The organism is Salmonella enterica subsp. arizonae, assembly GCF_008692845.1.
Taxonomy (GTDB): Bacteria; Pseudomonadota; Gammaproteobacteria; order Enterobacterales; family Enterobacteriaceae; genus Salmonella; species Salmonella arizonae.
Genome location: NZ_VXJW01000001.1, coordinates 519,725 through 538,170, shown reverse-complemented (window position 1 = coordinate 538,170; position 18,446 = coordinate 519,725). Strand labels below are relative to the sequence as shown.

Below are 18,446 nucleotides of genomic sequence, written 5' to 3'. Positions count from 1 at the left end.
AAGTTATAATTTTATCTGTTCTTCAGGCATAACGGGACGGCGATGAAGCGACTTAAAACTGAACTCAACGCGCTGGTCAATCGTGGGGTAGACAGGCATTTGCGCCTTGCCGTAACCGGGTTGAGCCGAAGCGGTAAAACGGCGTTTATCACGGCGATAGTTAACCAGTTGCTTAATGTCCATGCGGGCGCGCGCTTGCCGCTGCTCAGCGCGGTACGCGAAGAACGTCTGCTCGGCGTAAAGCGCGTACCTCAACGTGATTTTGGTATTCCCCGTTTTACCTACGATGAGGGAATACTCCAGCTTTATGGCAATCCTCCCGTCTGGCCCACGCCGACACGCGGCGTCAGTGAGATTCGACTGGCATTGCGCTATCGTTCAAACGATTCGCTGCTGCGCCATTTTAAAGATACCTCAACATTGTATCTGGAGATCGTGGATTATCCTGGTGAATGGTTACTCGATCTGCCCATGCTGGCTCAGGATTATTTAAGCTGGTCCCGTCAGATGAATGGCTTGTTGCAAGGGCCGCGGGCTGAGTGGTCAGCGAAATGGCGGCAGCTTTGCGAAGGACTCGATCCGCTGGCGCCCGCCGATGAAAAACGGCTGGCGGAGATTGCCGCCGCCTGGACGGACTATTTGCATCAGTGTAAATCGCAGGGATTGCATTTTATTCAACCTGGACGATTTGTTTTGCCGGGCGATATGGCGGGCGCGCCGGCGCTACAGTTTTTCCCATGGCCGGATGTGGACGCGTATGGCGAATCGGCGCTTGCGCGGGCGGATAAACAGACCAACGCGGGCATGCTGCGCGAACGATTTAACTACTATTGTGAAAAAGTGGTCAAAGGGTTCTACAAAAATCATTTTCTACGCTTTGATCGCCAGATTGTGCTGGTGGACTGCCTGCAACCGCTCAATAGCGGACCGCAAGCATTTAATGATATGCGTCTTGCCTTGACGCAGTTGATGCAAAGTTTTCACTATGGGCAACGTACACTGTTTCGCCGGCTGTTCTCACCGGTTATTGATAAATTGCTGTTCGCCGCGACGAAAGCCGATCATGTCACTCTTGATCAACATGCGAATATGGTGGCCTTGCTCCAGCAACTGATCCAGGACGCCTGGCAAAATGCCGCGTTTGAAGGCATTAGTATGGATTGCCTGGGGCTGGCTTCGGTACAGTCGACCACCAGCGGCGTGATTGAGGTCAACGGTGAAAAAATTCCTGCCTTGCGCGGAAACCGTTTGAGTGACGGCGCGCCGTTGACGGTGTACCCCGGCGAAGTGCCTTCCCGCTTGCCTGGACAAGCGTTTTGGGATAGTCAGGGTTTTCAGTTCGAAGCATTTCGCCCGCAGGTTATGGATGTTGATAAACCATTACCGCACATTCGTCTGGACGCGGCGCTGGAGTTTTTAATAGGAGATAAGCTGCGATGAGCGAGCCGTTAAAACCGCGTATTGATTTTGCAGAACCCTTGAAGGAGGAGTCAACATCGACCTTCAAAGCGCAGCAAACCTTCAGCGAAGTGGAGTCGCGCACATTTTCGCCTGCGGCTATCGATGAGTATCCTGAAGATGAAGGAACAGCAGAAGCGGCAGTCGATGCTGCGCTGCAACCCAAGCGTAGTCTGTGGCGTAAAATGGTACTGGGGGGGCTGGCGCTGTTTGGCGCGAGCGTGGTAGGGCAAGGCATACAGTGGACAATGAATGCCTGGCAAACCCAGGACTGGGCCGCCTTAGGCGGCTGTGCCGCAGGCGCGCTGATCATTGGCGCTGGCGTGGGATCGGTGATTACAGAGTGGCGGCGATTATGGCGATTGCGTCAACGGGCGCATGAGCGGGATGAGGCGCGTGAACTGTTACATAGCCATAGCGTCGGGAAAGGTCGCGCATACTGCGAAAAACTGGCGCAGCAGGCGGGAATTGATCAATCTCATCCGGCATTACAGCGCTGGTATGCCGCCATTCATGAAACGCAAAACGACAGAGAAATCGTTGGTCTGTATGCGCATCTGGTGCAGCCGGTGCTCGACGCCCAGGCACGGCGTGAGGTTAGCCGTTTTGCTGCGGAATCGACTCTGATGATTGCCGTAAGCCCGTTAGCGCTAGTGGATATGGCGTTTATTGCATGGCGTAACTTGCGTCTCATTAACCGCATCGCAGCGCTGTATGGCATTGAACTTGGTTATTACAGCCGCCTTCGTCTGTTCCGTCTGGTGTTGCTGAATATCGCTTTTGCAGGAGCCAGTGAGCTGGTGCGCGAAGTCGGTATGGACTGGATGTCGCAGGATCTGGCGGCACGCCTGTCCACGCGCGCCGCGCAGGGGATTGGCGCAGGGCTGCTTACGGCCCGGTTGGGGATAAAAACCATGGAGTTATGTCGTCCATTGCCGTGGTTTGACGACGATAAACCACGTCTCGGCGATTTTCGCCGACAGCTTATTGGTCAGCTAAAAGAGACACTACAGAAGAACAAGCCCACACCTGAAAAATAACCCTTCATAGGGCGCTGACTGCCTGGCTTTACGCCACAGCGCCCATTTTTCCGTCATGCTGTCAATATTTGTTGACAGAATCCTTCCTGACAGCCGAATAGTGGCTTATCATCTATTTAATGATTCATTATTCAGGTGAAGGTTCTCATGCGTCTGGAAGTCTTTTGTGAAGACCGGCTTGGTCTGACCCGCGAATTACTTGATTTACTGGTGTTACGTAGCATTGATTTACGCGGAATTGAGATTGATCCCATCGGGCGAATTTATCTTAATTTTGCTGAGCTCGAATTCACCGCCTTTAGCCGCTTAATGGCCGAAATTCGCCGTATTTCCGGCGTAACGGATGTCCGTACCGTTCCCTGGATGCCGTCCGAACGTGAGCATCTGGCCCTGAGCGCGCTGCTCGAGGCGCTGCCAGAGCCGGTTCTCTCATTGGATATGAGAAGTAAAGTGGAGATGGCGAACCCGGCAAGCTGTCAGCTCTTTGCCCAGAGTCAGGAGCGAATGCGTCACCATACCGCCGCGCAATTAATCAACGGCTTCAATTTTCAGCGCTGGCTGGAAGGTAACCCGCAAAACTCTCATAACGAACATGTGGTGATCAACGGGCAAAACTTCTTAATGGAGATTACGCCAGTACATTTACAAAACGAAAATGACGAATACGTGTTGACCGGGGCGGTAGTGATGCTGCGTTCTACGCTCCGTATGGGACGACAACTACAGAATTTGTCCGCACAGGATGTGAGCGCGTTTAGTCAGATTATTGCCGTGAGCGCAAAGATGAAACACGTTGTTGAGCAGGCGCGCAAACTGGCGATGCTCAGCGCGCCGCTGCTGATTACCGGCGATACGGGAACTGGTAAAGATCTTTTCGCCCATGCCTGTCATCAGGCAAGCCCTCGTGCAGCGAAACCATATCTGGCGCTAAATTGCGCATCGATCCCGGAAGATGCCGTAGAAAGCGAACTATTTGGTCATGCGCCGGAAGGCAAAAAAGGCTTTTTTGAACAGGCGAATGGCGGTTCGGTGCTGTTGGACGAAATTGGTGAAATGTCGCCGCGTATGCAGGCGAAGCTGCTGCGTTTTCTCAACGATGGAACGTTCCGTCGTGTCGGCGAAGATCACGAAATTCATGTTGATGTACGCGTTATCTGCGCCACGCAGAAAAATCTGGTGGAGCTGGTGCAAAAAGGACTGTTCCGAGAGGATCTCTATTATCGACTTAATGTTCTGACGCTTAATTTGCCACCGTTGCGCGATTGTCCGCAGGATATTATGCCGTTGACCGAACTGTTCGTGGCGCGTTTTGCCGATGAACAGGGCGTTCCGCGCCCGAAACTGTCTGCCGATCTGAGTTCGGTGCTCACCCGTTACGGCTGGCCGGGCAATGTACGCCAGCTTAAAAACGCGATCTATCGAGCGCTGACGCAACTGGAAGGGTATGAGCTGCGTCCACAGGATATCCTGTTGCCTGATTACGACGCTGCGACGGTTGCAGTCGGCGAGGATGCGATGGAAGGTTCGCTGGATGACATTACCAGTCGTTTTGAGCGTTCTGTTTTGACCCTGCTTTATCGTAGCTATCCGAGTACGCGTAAACTGGCAAAACGGTTGGGGGTATCGCACACAGCCATCGCCAATAAGCTGCGTGAGTATGGTTTGAGTCAGAAGAAGGGTGAAGAGTAGAGAAAAGAAAGCCTCCGAATGGAGGCCTTCTTGTGACAAACAAGCACCGCCTGTAGCACTGACAAGCGTAGCGCCATTGGGCTCTGGCTTATGCCTTCAGGACGTCCAGCGCGGCGGTATAGTCCGGTTCGTGGGTAATTTCATCCACCAGTTGGCTGAAAATAACATTGTCGTTTTCGTCAAGCACGATGACGGCGCGCGCCGCCAGGCCTTTCAGCGGGCCGTCAGTGATTTCGACGCCGTAGTTTTTCAGAAACTCGTTATTACGCAGAGTGGAAAGCGTAATAACGTTGCTCAGGCCTTCCGCGCCGCAAAAACGCGATTGAGCAAAAGGCAGGTCAGCAGAAACGCACAATACGACAGTATTCTCCACTTCTGTGGCCAGTTGGTTAAACTTACGGACTGATGCCGCGCATACGCCAGTATCAATGCTTGGGAAAATATTCAGCACTTTGCGTTTGCCTGCATATTGACTGAGTGAAACGTCAGACAGATCTTTTGCGACAAGAGTAAAAGCCTGTGCTTTGTTGCCAGCCTGCGGAATAACGTTGGCAACAGTGACCGGGTTACCCTGGAAATGTACAGTCTGTGACATAATTATGTTCCTGTTTACTTATAGTTAACGTCGAAAACCAGTTTAAGTCATTATTCGTTAACACGGCAAATACTATTTGTGGCAAGCCGCGTACGGCGCTATCTGAGGGGAAGAGATGAGATCTGTTAAGGTATACGAGGAAACCTGGCCGTTACATACGCCTTTCGTTATTGCGCGTGGTAGCCGAAGCGAAGCGCACGTTGTTGTTGTTGAACTGGAAGATGAGGGCGTAAAAGGCGCTGGGGAATGTACGCCTTATCCACGCTATGGCGAAAGTGATGCCTCGGTTATGGCGCAAATCATGAGTATTGTGCCTCAGTTGGAAAATGGGCTAACCCGCGAAGCATTGCAGAAACTGTTACCGGCAGGCGCAGCGCGCAACGCGGTGGATAGCGCCTTATGGGATTTGCAGGCCCGCCAGCGACAGCAAAGCCTTGCCGAGTTGCTCGGTGTGACGCTGGACCCTGTTTTTACTACCGCGCAAACGGTAGTGATAGGCACGCCGGAACAGATGGCGGCCAGCGCGGCGGCATTATGGGAAAAAGGGGCGACGCTGCTGAAAATCAAACTGGATGCGCGTCTGATTAGCGAGCGTATGGTGGCGATCCGCGCGGCGGCGCCGGAGGCGACGCTCATTGTGGACGCCAATGAATCGTGGCGTCCGGAGGGGCTGGCGGCGCGTTGTCAGTTACTGGCGGATTTGAACGTAGCGATGCTGGAGCAACCGCTGCCCGCGCAGGATGACGCCGCTCTGGAGAATTTTATTCATCCACTGCCCATCTGTGCGGATGAAAGCTGCCATACCCGCAGTAGTCTGAAAGCCCTGACGGGGCGCTACGATATGATCAACATCAAACTGGACAAAACTGGAGGCCTGACAGAGGCGCTGGCACTGGCAACGGAAGCGCAGGAACAAGGATTCGGCCTGATGCTGGGCTGTATGCTCTGTACATCAAGGGCGATTAACGCCGCGCTGCCGCTTATGCCGCTGGTGAATTTCGCCGATCTTGATGGCCCAACATGGCTGGCTGTTGACGTTGAGCCCGCGCTACGCTTTACGACGGGTCAACTCCATCTTTAGGCTGCCAGCGCAGCAGATTCGACATGGCGGTCAGGTATTTTTCGCTGGCCTCATCGGCGGAAATTGGGGGGAACTCAGCGGTGATACAGTGCAGGTTGAGGTCGGCGCACCAACTGCCGAATGAACCTGGCGTTTCATAACCTACGCTGGTCACCAGCGGCAGAGCAAAAGCTTGGGCCAGCCACTCACCTAGCTCGCTGCGACGGGGATCTTCAATGCAGGCCAATGGATCGTGAAAAGAGACTACCCAGGCGGGTTGAAGTCGATGTATTAACTGGCAAAGCGCCTGGGTTTCCGGTTCTGAGCCAGGGCGTTCGCCGGTTAACAGTACGACATCACGCTCGTTCGCGCGGCTATTCCAGCGGTAAACGGTCTCACCTGCTGTCCAGTTGGCGGCGGGAAAGTTACGATTTAAATCAATGCCATTCGCATTTGCCCTTAATCCAAGTTGACAGCCATCAGGGTTAACGGCAAGGACGACATGATGACGGCGAAGGGACGGATTTAATGTTCGTAACGCACAGGAAAGCGTGACCACGGAAGACATTTCATCTCCGTGGGTGCCAGCTAGTATCAAGCCGCTTTCGCGATCGGCGGCAGGCGCTGGAAACCAGATTAGCGGCGCGCCAAGTAGCGAACGTCCGTAATGTTCAGTGCCAGGCGGAAATACGCCGCGTTCGGCACGGGGGCGGGTGACAATCATACGTGTTTCCCGAAGCTGAGACTAATGGGGTAATCATTGTAGTGTTGTGTAAAACCCGCCGATTATCAAATGGTTTCTATTTACCCGCTCGTATGGCGTTATATCGATTTTTATATACAATCTCAATAAGTTTAAATATTAACAATAATTTTTAGATATGAATGATAGCTTTGATAATATGTTTGGTCTAATGTCAATATATTTAAACCTGATTTTACAATTGACGAATTTCATTCTAATTATAAGATATTAAATACCGAATTAAATATTGATGATAGGATAGCTAATATTTAAAAAATATCATTTGATAATAAGGATAAGCGATGAAAAAATGTAGTTGGCTAATCATTATTGCTACTCTGACGGGATGTTCTTCCTCTCCTCCTTTGGTGGGTGGCGATGAGTTTTATAGAATATTTCCATCACCTGGCGGTAATGGCCCTGTCCCTCCAGCCCCGGAAGAACCCGGATTGTCAATACCTGGACCGGGAGGCGTCAATAGACAAACAATCTCCTCTAACGCACCTCTTCCAGTGCCAAAAGATAATCCTAGCGTATCTATTATGAGTATGAGCGGGGCCGTACTGACAGTATGGGGGCGCCATAGAAACTCATGGCTATGGGGCTACACGCCCTGGGATTCTAATAGTTTTGGTGAATTACGTAACTGGAAAATAATACCGGGGAAGACTCCGGGAACAGTACGCTTCGTAAATCAGGGAACCGGAACATGCATGACATGGGGAGTTGGCATAAGCGGTGACGGTGGATTTATACACACCACTTGCGATCCACGCTCTGCTGTGTTCGATTTTCACTTAATTCCGACACTCAATGGCAATGTCTTTATTAAGTCAGTAGATCTCAATCGTTGTATTCGGGCAAGATTTTTAGACAGAACAGCAAGCTCCCCATATGCTTTTGAAATATTACAGGCAGAATGTCCAAAACCTGGGGAGAAAAATATTGAGTTGCAATGGTCTATTAGTGAACCTTTGAGGCCTGCTCTTGCCGCCATTTCTAAGCCGGAAATTAGGCCTGCCCCTCCGTCACTCCCACTTGCTGCTGGTTCAATAATAAATAATTCAGATTCAAATAATATATCAGCCACTCAAATTCAGCCTGTAATTTATTAAAAATGAGGTTGCAAAATTGAAAAATATACTACTTTTCTTCGTCTGTCTTCTTACCTTTCCAGTACACGCTGCATTAACTGATTATAAAGTTGCTACATGGAATTTACAGGGGTCTTCTACAAGAAGCGAAAATAAATGGAATGTGAATGTACGGCAACTTGTTAGTGGCGCTGGAGCTGTTGATATTTTAATGGTTCAGGAGGCTGGACGTCCTCCAGCAAGCGCGGTTGATACTGGAAGAATTATTAATTCACCCGGTATTCCGGTTCGTGAACTTACCTGGAATTTAGGAAGTAACAGTCGTCCCCAACAAGTTTTTATTTATTTCTCACAGCTTGATGTTTTTGCTGGACGCGTTAATCTTGCTATCGTAAGTCATCGTCGCGCAGATGAGGTTATCGTTCTTCCCCCTCCTTCGACAGCATCGCGTCCTATAATGGGAATAAGAATAGGTTCAGATGCGTTTTTCACTATTCACGCCTTGGCAAATAGGGGAGTAGATGCTCCAGCGGTTGTAAATAGTGTTTTTGAGTTTTTCCGTAATAGCACAAGGCCAGATATGCAGGCTACAAACTGGATGATTGCGGGCGATTTCAATCGTAATCCAGATAACCTCAGAATGGCGATCGAAACTCCTGTAAGAAATAATACTGTCATATTAGCACCTTCAGATCCTACGCAGCGCAGCGGAGGGATACTGGACTATGCTGTTGTAGGCAATGCGATTGCATTTATTCCGCCAGTGCTGAGGGCCGGATTATTATTCGGGGAAAGAGCGACTCAGATATCATCAGATCATTACCCGGTTGGTATTTTCTTACCACCTCCTGGAGAACCAAGATGAAAAAAAATATAATAATGCTATTTTTCTTTACCAGTATCCTGACTGGTTGTGGCTCGTCGGTTAATAATGAGAGATTACTTTCTCTGAATCCTGGAGAAGACATATCGGGTGCTGAAAATGGATCATTGTTTAGTATTCGTAATATACAAAGTGGCTTTATGATAACTAATATTCTTGATCAACAGGGTCGGGAACAGAGTGGCTGGGAACTGATACAACAGGAAACACCAATAGAAGTATTGGCAACTACGCCTGGGGGGTGGATTCAATTTCGTGACCCAATTACCAGACAGTGCCTTAATGCTATAAACGGTGTCGCTTTAACCAAAGGGACATGTGATTTAAAAAATCGAGAATCGTTATTCGTGTTAATACCATCTACCACAGGAGCGGTGCAAATTCAGTCTGTAAATTCGAAAACGTGTGTTATTGATCAGGATAATACCGATCATTTTTTATTTGGTCGTTGTGTTGCTGATATCCAGAACCCACAACAAGTAGTCCATGAAAAAAATCTTTGGATGCTCAATCCACCGGTCACTGCATCATCCATGGCTCCCATCAATATATAGTTCTTGTAAGTAAAAGCGATTTGTGTGATTCCCCTTCGAAAATTGAATATTCAACAAGTAGAAGGGGTTTTGCAGAAGATAAAATTCCTGATACATCTATGATCAACGCCACAACATTATATAGGCGATGAACAGCTTCAAGTAAACGAAAAAAAGCCCCCTTGCGAAGCCCCAGCATAACGTTAGTTATCTGAGTCATTGCTATATTGCTGCGGACTCTCGCTTTCATACTTAAAGCTGTTTTCTTTATGTCATATGTAGCAAGGTTAAGACGTTGAATTATATCACATATTAGCGTGCTAACTAATATAAAATCTTACATACCGCCATAGCGTGATGTGCGGCAGGATGAATGCGTCTGGTAGCCACATGTTAATATACTCGTCAGCCATTCGGTTGTGAACGGTAGCGGTTATAAAACGTTCTATCCTAACGGAATGAACGAAGTCAAAAAATAGCCCAGCGGTATAAAGATCTGCGCAGCTTTTTTGATAGTATAGTGGTTATCCCAAAGTGTGGTCACTGTATAGGCACAGGATGAGATAAATCCTTTTATTTCATTATCTTGATAAAAAATAAATTTCTTCTTTAAGGAACTTCTATGAGGCATTCTGTTTCTGTAACCTGTTGTGCGCTATTGGTTAGCTGCTTTTCCCTGGCATATGCTGCGGATGTTCCCGGTGGAACAGTGCTGGCAGAGAAACAAGAACTGGTGCGTCATATCAAAGATGAGCCAGCCTCGTTAGATCCAGCGAAAGCCGTTGGGCTGCCGGAAATTCAGGTGATCCGCGATCTGTTTGAAGGATTGGTTAACCAGAACGAAAAGGGAGAAATCATCCCTGGTGTCGCTACCCAATGGAAGAGCAGCGATAACCGTATCTGGACGTTTACGCTGCGAAATAATGCGCAGTGGGCCGATGGAACGCCAGTGACCGCTCAGGATTTTGTTTACAGTTGGCAACGTCTGGTTGACCCTAAAACGTTTTCCCCCTTCGCCTGGTTTGCCGCTCTGGCTGGTATCACTAATGCGCAAGCCATTATCGACGGTAAAATCACGCCGGACCAGCTTGGCGTCAGCGCCGTGGACGCGCACACTCTGCGTATTCAGCTTGATAAACCATTACCCTGGTTTGCCAGTCTGACCGCCAATTTTGCCTTTTATCCGGTCCAAAAGGCGAATATCGAAAGCGGCAAAGACTGGACTAAGCCGGGAAAACTGATCGGCAATGGCGCGTATGTGCTTAAGGAGCGCATAGTAAATGAAAAACTGGTGGTCGTGCCTAATACGCATTACTGGGATAACGCGAAAACGGTACTGCAAAAAGTGACATTTTTACCGATTAACCAGGAATCGGCCGCGACTAAACGTTACCTTGCCGGTGATATTGATATCACAGAATCTTTCCCTAAGAATATGTACAAGAAGCTATTGAAGGATATTCCAGGGCAAGTTTATACGCCGCCGCAATTAGGGACTTATTATTATGCGTTTAATACGCAGAAAGGGCCGACGGCGGATTCCCGCGTTCGTCTGGCGCTAAGTATGACCATTGATCGACGTTTGATGGCGGAGAAAATCTTAGGTACTGGTGAAAAACCGGCCTGGCATTTTACGCCGGATGTCACGGCAGGATTTACGCCAGACCCTTCGCCGTTTGAACAAATGAGTCAGGAAGAACTTAACGCCCAGGCTAAAACATTACTTCGTGCAGCAGGTTACGATTCGCAGAAGCCACTTAAATTAACATTGCTTTACAATACGTCAGAAAACCATCAGAAGATCGCTATTGCGGTGGCGTCAATGTGGAAGAAAAATCTGGGGGTGGACGTGAAATTGCAAAACCAGGAGTGGAAAACGTATATCGACAGCCGGAATAGCGGTAATTTTGATGTTATTCGCGCCTCCTGGGTTGGCGACTACAACGAACCGTCGACTTTCCTGTCCTTATTAACATCCACGCATACGGGGAATATTTCACGTTTTGCGAATCCGGCTTATGACAAAATCCTGACGCAGGCGACGATGGAAAATACCGCAGAAGCGCGTAACGCAGATTATAATGCAGCGGAAAAAATACTGACGGAGCAGGCGCCTATAGCGCCTATTTATCAATACACTAATGGGCGATTAATTAAACTGTGGGTAAAGGGCTATCCCATTACTAACCCGGAAGATGTTGCCTACAGCCGTACCATGTATATTTTGAAGCACTAATCAGTACTGGTTTCCTGCTAACGCAAGGTAACTACGGCTAAACTCAGATCTGGCACGGTTTACAGCGCCAGATCTTCCTTAAAATCAGAGATAAAACGTGGCGTGCCTCATAGACTTCTCCTGTGTGCAAACCATAGGCCGGATTTGTCTACGGGCTCGGGGCGCTCCAAAGCGTTTTGATGCAATAGAAAATAAGTACAACCATTATTAATGAATTTTTTGCATAAGTATAATCGGCTTTAATATACTAATTGTACCTTTAACTTTTATCTTCCGTCCTTAATGTCGGGGGGGCTGTTTTTCTGACGGAGGATTGTCAAAAAAATGCATCATATTGGTATCTAAATTATTGACCGATTGAGTATGGAAAAGCATAGCTATCTTGTTCAAGCGCATCACCGAAGATAGCGATGCCAGCGTTAACCACCAGATTATCCAGCGGCCCATATTTACGTATGAGGTTAATGACGGCATCGCGATCGCGCTATTTGTCTGGAAGGCGATGCCGCTGGTTTCCACCGCCAGTTTTTCTGCGGCTTCACGCTATCCGGCGTAGCTGAAAACTAGAGGTGTCAGGGACATGAGAAATGCAAAAATATATTCTTACCACTCTACTTAGCTTATCAGCGTTGATACTTACCGGATGTACAACAACCTACACCATGACCACCCGGACGGGAGAGGTTATTGAAACGCAGGGTAAGCCGGAGGTTGACGCCACAAGCGGAATGACGAAATACGCCGATGCTTATGGTTATCATCGCATTGTTAGCACAAGTGAAATAGTACTGACGACAGAAGGGGCATCGAAGCTGGAGTGGTAATGTGCAAAAAGTGTGAGCTTTACAGTCGGCTCGGTATTAATCTACTGTAGACCATGTATAACGACGTCAATATATGCATATAAAAAACCGGTAACAGGTGTAAAGCTTGTTTCCGGTTTTGTATGACCGCAGGTTAATGTTTAGCTATTTATTTCGACTCTTTGTTTTATTTAATTATCATTTATTTTATCATAGGCGATATCACATATTTTATTAGTTTAGTAAAAAGAGATTATCATTTCAAATGAAATAGTTAGGCATAATAATATTAAGTAATATTATTATAGTACAGGGACGTAATAATAAAGTTCAACAATGGATTCATTATTTTGTTGTTTTTGTACTGATGCTAAATGAAAATATTCAATATCTTCTCCTTCTCTCCTGATAAGATTTAGTTTTGGCAAGACACACATGTATATTGTGTTGGAGAATTGTTGATATTTCTCCATATGACCAACAAAACGGAATTTTGCATATTTACCGGCTTTTATTACTCTGGACATAGGTATTCTATCCCCATCGACAGAATTACATTCTATGCCAAAGAAACTGTTTACGGCGATGACCTGGTCTTTGGCATTATCCGGTTTAAAAGATGATAGACAATACACACTTTCGTTCCATGTTCTGAGGGTCTCATGAATCATTTTCCATTTAATAGGCGACGCTTTTTTAGGGAGATCATTTGTTGAGAACTGATGCGAGGTTTGAAAGCCGAAAATTTCTTTTGATGTAAGCTGACAAATATCGAAATGATAATGCTCATCACTGTCAAGCCAGTAGGGAGGTCTTATATTTCTTAGGTCCCAGAAATCTGCCTTACGGTAATTCTTAGGATTGACGCCAAACGTTTTTTTGAATTCTCGACTATAAGACTGCACTGAATCAAACCCCATTCTAAAAGCAATATCTGTGACCGACTGAGAGGTCAGCTTCAACAGTGTAGCGCTTCTGCTTAACTTGCGTTGTCTGATGTATTTACCGATAGATACACCGCACTTTTCTTTAAAAAAATCCTGCAAACTCCTTCGTGAATAACCTGTTATAACAACCAATTTTTCAATATCAATTTTTTCTTCAAGGTTTTTTTCTATTTGCTCCAATACTGAAGTTATTATGGCTTTTTTCATCGTCATTCCTCGTTGTTGAAGCCGGGAATATAAATTCTTAATGTATGTGACATACTGTGTTATTAAACTCATGGGATTGTTAGCTTTTCTGGCAAAACAATAAATATTTAAATTGCTTGACGTTTCTAAATAAACTTTACACTCGGGAGTCGGCTTTTGCCAGTAAAGCTAAGTAATTGGCTGGGCGAATGGCATAATTTAACAGGCGGTTAAAGTGATTGAATAATCCTGATTTTTTAGTCCGTGAGATTATAAATCTTGTAATATTTTCTAATGATTTGATAAAAGGGAATTGTTTTGTACTTCAAAAGATCTTTATTAGCGTTAGCGATTTGCGCATCTGTGGTCTCAGTAGAGTCGGTGGCGAATACCAGAGCCAATGATATGGCCTCTTCTGCTACACCTGCTTCTGTTGGTCATCGTCCTGTGGCAACCACCAATGCAAAAAAAATAGAAGTGTCTGGTGAGCTGACGACCGGTTCAACCCTCCAGATAGCGGATGTTTTTATTGTGGATGAGGATGGGGATGTTCTGTCCCTAGATAAAATGAATAATGCCGACGATATTAAATGGTATCTGGTGGATAATGAGGCCGCCGATCCTTCTGGAACACCAGCGGCAACCGGGAAGGCTTTTACCATTCCTGCTGATGCAGGTGGTAAAAAAATTAAAATCGTTTACCGAATTAAGACGGCGACGGGGACGCCGGACAGCGCATTCTTGCCTACCACTATATTATTAACTTCTGCATCTTCTGGTGTGGGCGGCGATTCTGCCGCAGACGGCACGATTGCTAATAAACTACGTTCTGTCACTATCAATGTGGTGAATGAAAGTGGTAAACCGACTGATGAACTCAACGGTACCAATAACGCCAACACCCCTGTGGTGGGCGGCACCCTTGAAGCGGTACTGGAGTGTGCCACCACAGCGGCGGCTGAGTGTGAGGTCAGTAATTATAACTTTACCTGGCAAATGGCGGATGCAGCGACACCAGATATGTTCACCGAACTTAATAATACCAACGCTGAAAAACATAAATATATTATCAAGGGGACCGAGCAGAATAAACTGTTCCGTGTCCACGTCACGCCTAAAACGACGAAAACCACGCCGGAGAATAAACGCGCTATCCGTCGCTGATCGTTATCGCTAAAAAAACATCTTATTTAAGTATTCCCCTGCCTGGCAGGGAGAATATAGCAGGAGATAATAAAGTGGTTTTTTCTAAAAAACCCATTACTAAATATATAACCTGGGCCATTATTACCAGTCAGATTTCACTGCCGGTCATTGCTGATAGTGATAATGAAATTCTGTCGTGGATTGCGGGTACGGCATCGTCTATTTCTCCGCATCTGCAGGAGGGGACACTGGAGGATTATGCCAAAGGGAAAATAAAGGCGTTACCTGGACAAGCCGCTAATCAACTGGTGAACGAGGGGATGAAGAGCGCTTTTCCGGAGATTATTTTTCGTGGCGGCGTCAATCTTGAAGATGGCGCGAAATATCGCTCATCAGAGTTCGATATGTTTATTCCCGTCCAGGAAACAACGTCATCTTTACTCTTTGGTCAGCTTGGCTTTCGCGACCACGACAGCAGCAGTTTCGATGGCCGCACCTTTGCTAACGTTGGTATGGGCTACCGTCAGGAGGTCAATGGATGGTTGCTCGGCGTCAATACGTTTCTGGATGCCGACATCCGTTATTCCCATTTACGTGGCGGCATTGGCGGGGAAGTCTATAAAGAAAGTCTGGCCTTTTCCGGCAATTATTATTTCCCTCTCACCGGCTGGAGAACGTCAGCAGCGCATGAATTCCATGATGAGCGTCCGGCGTATGGCTTTGATCTACGAACAAAAGGAACGCTCCCCGATTTTCCTTGGTTCAGTGGCGAGCTGACATATGAACAGTATTACGGGGATAAAGTTGATCTGTTGGGTAACGGTACGTTAAGCCGGAATCCCCGCGCCGCAGGTGCGGCTCTGGTCTGGAATCCTGTCCCCTTGCTTGAAGTCAGGGCAGGATATCGGGACGCCGGTAACGGCGGATCGCAGGCAGAGGGCGGTCTGAGAGTCAACTATTCCTTCGGTACGCCGTTACATGAACAGCTTGATTACCGAAACGTTGGGGCGCCGTCAAATACGACAAATCGGCGTGCCTTTGTCGATCGTAATTACGATATCGTTATGGCGTATCGGGAGCAGGCCAGTAAAATCCGCATTACGGCAATGCCGGTGTCAGGCCTGTCCGGTACGCTAGTTACATTAATGGCGACGATAGATAGCCGTTACCCGATTGAGAAGGTTGAGTGGTCGGGTGATGCGGAGCTTATCGCCGGACTCCAGCTTCAGGGGAGCCTGGGCAGCGGCCTTATTCTTCCACAACTTCCGCTGACGGCGACCGACGGTCAGGAGTATAGCCTCTATTTAACGGTGACTGACAGCCGGGGTACCCGCGTGACCTCCGAGCGTATCCCGGTAAGGGTGACACAGGATGAGACCAGCTTCCGTTCCTGGATAAATATTATCAATGACGATGCTCAGGTTGAGGACGGCAACTTTGTTATCAGTACGCCGCTTCCTGCCGGAGAAGAGGGGAAGGTTATTGAGTGGCACTACGTGCGCGAGCGTTCTGAAGAGGAGTGGGCGTCGCTCAAACCACGTAATATTAAGTATCAATCAGATACGCCGGGTTTGTCATTTAAAGCGCTCGGCGGTACAGAGCGTGACGGCCATTGGGTTGAACGGGTTCTGGTGACCCATGTCGGCGATGATGCCCGCTCGTTTAAATTGCATATTGAAGCAAGCGGACCAGACGATAAACATCCGGTGAAGGGTAGCGTACTACTACAAGCGCAGTCAGACAGTATTGCGCAAAAGGTCACTTCTGTGGAGGTGCTTTTTACGCCGGGTACTGATGAAGCCAACGGAAGTGTCACAGCGCCAGTCGTCGGAACAGAAATGCGGGCCAGAACGCTTTGTATAAACAATACAGACTGTACCGATGCGTTTAATTATCAGTGGGAAATCTCAGATGAAATGAAATCCTGGAAATCCGTACCTGGTGCGACAAAGGCCACCTGGCTTCTTCCGTATAGCCTTAACGGGGAATCGTTACAGAATAAATATATCCGGGTCAGAATTATTTCTGATAAAGAAAATGCTGAGAGTAATAACGCAACATCTGCTGCGAATTAATGTGCTAAAAAGGAGTAATAATACTCATGACGAAATATAATTTTATAATTTATAGCCTCCTTCTGGCAGTTGTACCGATAAGCGTCTCGGCGGATTCGTCAACAACATCCGCGGCACCTGTCGGGAGGCTTTCTCCTCCTACAGCACCGAGTGTTGGACATAGACCGCCAAAAAATCTTAGTGGTGTAGAATTGACTTTTAATGGAGTTGATTTTTCTATTTTTAGTTATACCCCCTTTCCAGGTATGACTCTTAAGAGAGAGAGTATTCATCGCGCCCCAGATCCTGATAATAATTATCAGGCTGCTGAGACCTATACTGTAGTATGTACGTACTATCAAGTTAATAAAGATAATTCTCAACATATACTTAAACGGGAAAGCCCTTGTCAATATAATTTTAATATTAAGAAAGAACATTCAGGCTCAAGGATAAAGCTAGAAGTTTATAACGAAACGGATATAACTTCAGCGTCAGGGTATATGCCTGTGCCATCGGTCTCTGAACCTCATTACATTGAGACACAACCTATATCTAATACGCCAAGCCCAGATTTAACGCTTATAAATATAGATAATGCTGTATTGTCACCTGGTGAAAGTGCTACTATAACAACTCTTGTTAAGGATGTTGATGGAAATCCTATAAATGATGTGATGATAAACGTAGCTACAGCACATCAGAATGGTAATGGCCTATGGGATATAGGGCCTGTTAAGAAAGGAGTTGGTCCTGGTGAATATACGCAAGTTATAACTTATCTTGGAAATCATAGTGAAACGCTTGGTGTTGAATATTCGTACCTGGGAGATTTTTTTAAAAAGTATCTCACTATTATAGGGAGGTTATAATGTTATATTAATAAATATAATACCCTTCATTACGTTAATTTTATTGTGGATATTTACGTGGTTTTTAGTGGGCTGCTAAATAATTATTATGGCTGAAGATATATAGTATAAAAAAGGAGGGGTTATGATGCCAATATTAACGCAGGGTTATATCTCATTGGGTCAGCAATATGCTGTGACATTTGGGAACACTCCACTCACTCTTAAACTTGCATGTTGGATGAAGATAAAACGTTACCCTGCACAAAGGGACTTGTAAGCCATGGTTTATTACCGGGTTACTGTATCCCGGGTATAAAAAAGTTGATTATTGTCGTCCCGTCACTGGATAAACCAGTTTGTGAATGCAGGTAAAAGAGTATAGTGACCGCCTTAAATCAGCGGGCAGTTACTCAAATTGGGCAGAGTATGTGTTGAGTATTTCCCGGGCCCGTTTTATTTGTGATCATGATATTCATCCCGGCATAATCTTTGTCTCTGACTTCACTTGCCGCCAGTTTTGGGATAATTCAGGACTGAAAATTAATGAGCTCAACATTTTTTCCAGAGCGTTGATTGAGTGCGATGAAAATAATGTGGTCACGCGTGCCATCGTACCGCGGGATATCACTCATATTCCTGTCTGTTAATAGTTTGTATGAACATAGCTTCTGCACGGTGAACCGGATTATCGGCAGGGCTGGGGAGTAGACTTTTATATGCGCCTTCCTTGTACTGCGAAGGCGCAGCGATAGCCAAACGGTAAATTCATGCTATTGCATAACGCCATAAGGAACTGAAAATGATGCCAGCGGATGGGGCAGGTTAACGTTATGACTCCCATGAATTTCTGCAATAATCGTCTGGTAACCGGAAAGCCATTATGACTTTGCGATTTGGCCTGCTGGTGCTGTAAATTGTTTATCAAGAGCTCCATTGATTCGCGGGTCTGCCAGTAGTAATTATTAATCATTCTTCCGCTAGCGGCATCTGTATAGCTTTCCATCCCAATATAGCCATCAATAGACTGCGTATAGCGCTCAATCCAGCCATCCAGTTGATAAAACTCTTCGTCATACTCTTTTTTTTCGAAAATAAAACTTGTCAGAAACAGCGACATGGTATT

15 protein-coding genes and 3 pseudogenes are annotated in these 18,446 nt (G+C 46.9%); 13 read left to right on the top strand and 5 right to left on the bottom strand.

The features are described from left to right. Positions 1-42: 42 nt before the first annotated feature. The 3 genes from F4V61_RS02795 (at position 43) to tyrR (ending at position 4,187) form a co-directional block, all read left to right on the top strand. A complete protein-coding gene (locus F4V61_RS02795; protein ID WP_000825850.1) occupies positions 43-1,440 on the top strand; it encodes a YcjX family protein in 1,398 nt (465 codons plus the stop codon). After that, positions 1,437-2,498 (top strand): YcjF family protein, encoded by a 1,062-nt coding sequence (locus F4V61_RS02790; RefSeq protein ID WP_001294483.1) that lies wholly within the window; start codon positions 1,437-1,439, stop codon positions 2,496-2,498. Before F4V61_RS02795 ends, F4V61_RS02790 begins: the two co-directional genes overlap by 4 nt. Positions 2,499-2,645: 147 nt before the next feature. Continuing rightward, the gene (gene tyrR / locus F4V61_RS02785; protein WP_001235480.1) at positions 2,646-4,187 is read left to right on the top strand and encodes a transcriptional regulator TyrR; all 1,542 of its coding nucleotides are present in this window, start codon (positions 2,646-2,648) and stop codon (positions 4,185-4,187) included. An 88-nt stretch (positions 4,188-4,275) separates the two neighbouring features. Here the strand turns inward: tyrR and tpx are convergent, their stop codons facing one another. Continuing rightward, a complete protein-coding gene (gene tpx, locus F4V61_RS02780) occupies positions 4,276-4,782 on the bottom strand; it encodes a thiol peroxidase (RefSeq protein ID WP_058819893.1) in 507 nt (168 codons plus the stop codon). A 115-nt stretch (positions 4,783-4,897) separates the two neighbouring features. On the opposite strand from tpx, the gene ycjG reads away from it, so the two are divergent. Beyond that, positions 4,898-5,863, top strand: a complete 966-nt coding sequence (gene ycjG, locus F4V61_RS02775; protein ID WP_001258059.1) for an L-Ala-D/L-Glu epimerase — start codon at positions 4,898-4,900, stop codon at positions 5,861-5,863. Here the strand turns inward: ycjG and mpaA are convergent. Further along, positions 5,838-6,566 (bottom strand): murein tripeptide amidase MpaA, encoded by a 729-nt coding sequence (gene mpaA / locus F4V61_RS02770; RefSeq protein WP_058345241.1) that lies wholly within the window; start codon positions 6,564-6,566, stop codon positions 5,838-5,840. The two genes, ycjG and mpaA, sit on opposite strands and share 26 nt — an antisense overlap. Before the next feature lie 323 nt (positions 6,567-6,889). On the opposite strand from mpaA, the gene F4V61_RS02765 reads away from it, so the two are divergent. From F4V61_RS02765 to F4V61_RS02750, 4 genes are all read left to right on the top strand, one after another. Beyond that, on the top strand, positions 6,890-7,702 hold the full coding sequence (locus tag F4V61_RS02765; protein ID WP_080161140.1) for a hypothetical protein: 813 nt from the start codon (positions 6,890-6,892) through the stop codon (positions 7,700-7,702). A gap of 16 nt (positions 7,703-7,718) precedes the next feature. After that, complete coding sequence (locus tag F4V61_RS02760; RefSeq protein ID WP_024131874.1) at positions 7,719-8,546, top strand: cytolethal distending toxin subunit B family protein; 828 nt, start codon at positions 7,719-7,721, stop codon at positions 8,544-8,546. Continuing rightward, entirely contained in the window at positions 8,543-9,118 is a 576-nt protein-coding gene (locus F4V61_RS02755; RefSeq protein WP_000739349.1) for a hypothetical protein, read from the top strand. The genes F4V61_RS02760 and F4V61_RS02755 overlap by 4 nt, the downstream gene beginning before the upstream one ends. 601 nt (positions 9,119-9,719) lie before the next feature. Further along, positions 9,720-11,333, top strand: a complete 1,614-nt coding sequence (locus F4V61_RS02750) for a peptide ABC transporter substrate-binding protein (protein ID WP_079828733.1) — start codon at positions 9,720-9,722, stop codon at positions 11,331-11,333. Positions 11,334-11,703: 370 nt separating this feature from the next. On the opposite strand, the pseudogene F4V61_RS02745 reads toward F4V61_RS02750, so the two are convergent. Further along, positions 11,704-11,900 (bottom strand): annotated as a pseudogene (locus F4V61_RS02745) (oxidoreductase); the annotation flags it as partial. Positions 11,901-11,920: 20 nt separating this feature from the next. Between F4V61_RS02745 and F4V61_RS02740 the strand changes: the two are divergent. Then, a complete protein-coding gene (locus F4V61_RS02740) occupies positions 11,921-12,157 on the top strand; it encodes a YgdI/YgdR family lipoprotein (protein ID WP_080161139.1) in 237 nt (78 codons plus the stop codon). A gap of 281 nt (positions 12,158-12,438) precedes the next feature. Here the strand turns inward: F4V61_RS02740 and F4V61_RS02735 are convergent, their stop codons facing one another. Beyond that, on the bottom strand, positions 12,439-13,296 hold the full coding sequence (locus tag F4V61_RS02735; RefSeq protein ID WP_077946176.1) for a GyrI-like domain-containing protein: 858 nt from the start codon (positions 13,294-13,296) through the stop codon (positions 12,439-12,441). Between the two features lie 291 nt (positions 13,297-13,587). Between F4V61_RS02735 and zirU the strand changes: the two genes are divergently transcribed. The 4 genes and pseudogenes from zirU to F4V61_RS02715 all read left to right on the top strand — a co-directional run bounded on the left by zirU (position 13,588) and on the right by F4V61_RS02715 (position 17,970). Next, entirely contained in the window at positions 13,588-14,433 is an 846-nt protein-coding gene (zirU, locus tag F4V61_RS02730; protein ID WP_024131876.1) for a two-partner-like secretion system exoprotein ZirU, read from the top strand. Between the two features lie 74 nt (positions 14,434-14,507). Beyond that, positions 14,508-16,490, top strand: coding sequence for a two-partner secretion translocator ZirT (gene zirT, locus F4V61_RS02725; protein WP_058819523.1), 1,983 nt, complete (start codon positions 14,508-14,510; stop codon positions 16,488-16,490). A 26-nt stretch (positions 16,491-16,516) separates the two neighbouring features. Continuing rightward, positions 16,517-17,341 carry a ZirS family two-partner secretion-like system exoprotein gene (locus F4V61_RS02720; RefSeq protein WP_079798959.1) on the top strand — a complete coding sequence of 275 codons (825 nt, stop codon included), beginning with the start codon at positions 16,517-16,519 and terminating at the stop codon, positions 17,339-17,341. A 124-nt stretch (positions 17,342-17,465) separates the two neighbouring features. Next, positions 17,466-17,970: pseudogene (locus F4V61_RS02715) on the top strand (redoxin family protein). A 123-nt stretch (positions 17,971-18,093) separates the two neighbouring features. Here F4V61_RS02715 and F4V61_RS02710 read toward each other — a convergent pair. Further along, positions 18,094-18,440, bottom strand: a pseudogene (locus F4V61_RS02710) (antibiotic biosynthesis monooxygenase family protein). Between the last annotated feature and the right edge of the window lie 6 nt (positions 18,441-18,446).

Coding starts and splice junctions, on each gene's coding strand:
- F4V61_RS02795 (WP_000825850.1), top strand. CDS start 43: ATGAAGCGACTTAAAACTGAACTCAACGCGCTGGTCAATCGTGGGGTA.
- F4V61_RS02735 (WP_077946176.1), bottom strand. CDS start 13,296: ATGACGATGAAAAAAGCCATAATAACTTCAGTATTGGAGCAAATAGAA.
- F4V61_RS02790 (WP_001294483.1), top strand. CDS start 1,437: ATGAGCGAGCCGTTAAAACCGCGTATTGATTTTGCAGAACCCTTGAAG.
- F4V61_RS02755 (WP_000739349.1), top strand. CDS start 8,543: ATGAAAAAAAATATAATAATGCTATTTTTCTTTACCAGTATCCTGACT.
- tpx (WP_058819893.1), bottom strand. CDS start 4,782: ATGTCACAGACTGTACATTTCCAGGGTAACCCGGTCACTGTTGCCAAC.
- F4V61_RS02765 (WP_080161140.1), top strand. CDS start 6,890: ATGAAAAAATGTAGTTGGCTAATCATTATTGCTACTCTGACGGGATGT.
- mpaA (WP_058345241.1), bottom strand. CDS start 6,566: ATGATTGTCACCCGCCCCCGTGCCGAACGCGGCGTATTTCCGCCTGGC.
- tyrR (WP_001235480.1), top strand. CDS start 2,646: ATGCGTCTGGAAGTCTTTTGTGAAGACCGGCTTGGTCTGACCCGCGAA.
- F4V61_RS02740 (WP_080161139.1), top strand. CDS start 11,921: ATGCAAAAATATATTCTTACCACTCTACTTAGCTTATCAGCGTTGATA.
- ycjG (WP_001258059.1), top strand. CDS start 4,898: ATGAGATCTGTTAAGGTATACGAGGAAACCTGGCCGTTACATACGCCT.
- F4V61_RS02720 (WP_079798959.1), top strand. CDS start 16,517: ATGACGAAATATAATTTTATAATTTATAGCCTCCTTCTGGCAGTTGTA.
- F4V61_RS02750 (WP_079828733.1), top strand. CDS start 9,720: ATGAGGCATTCTGTTTCTGTAACCTGTTGTGCGCTATTGGTTAGCTGC.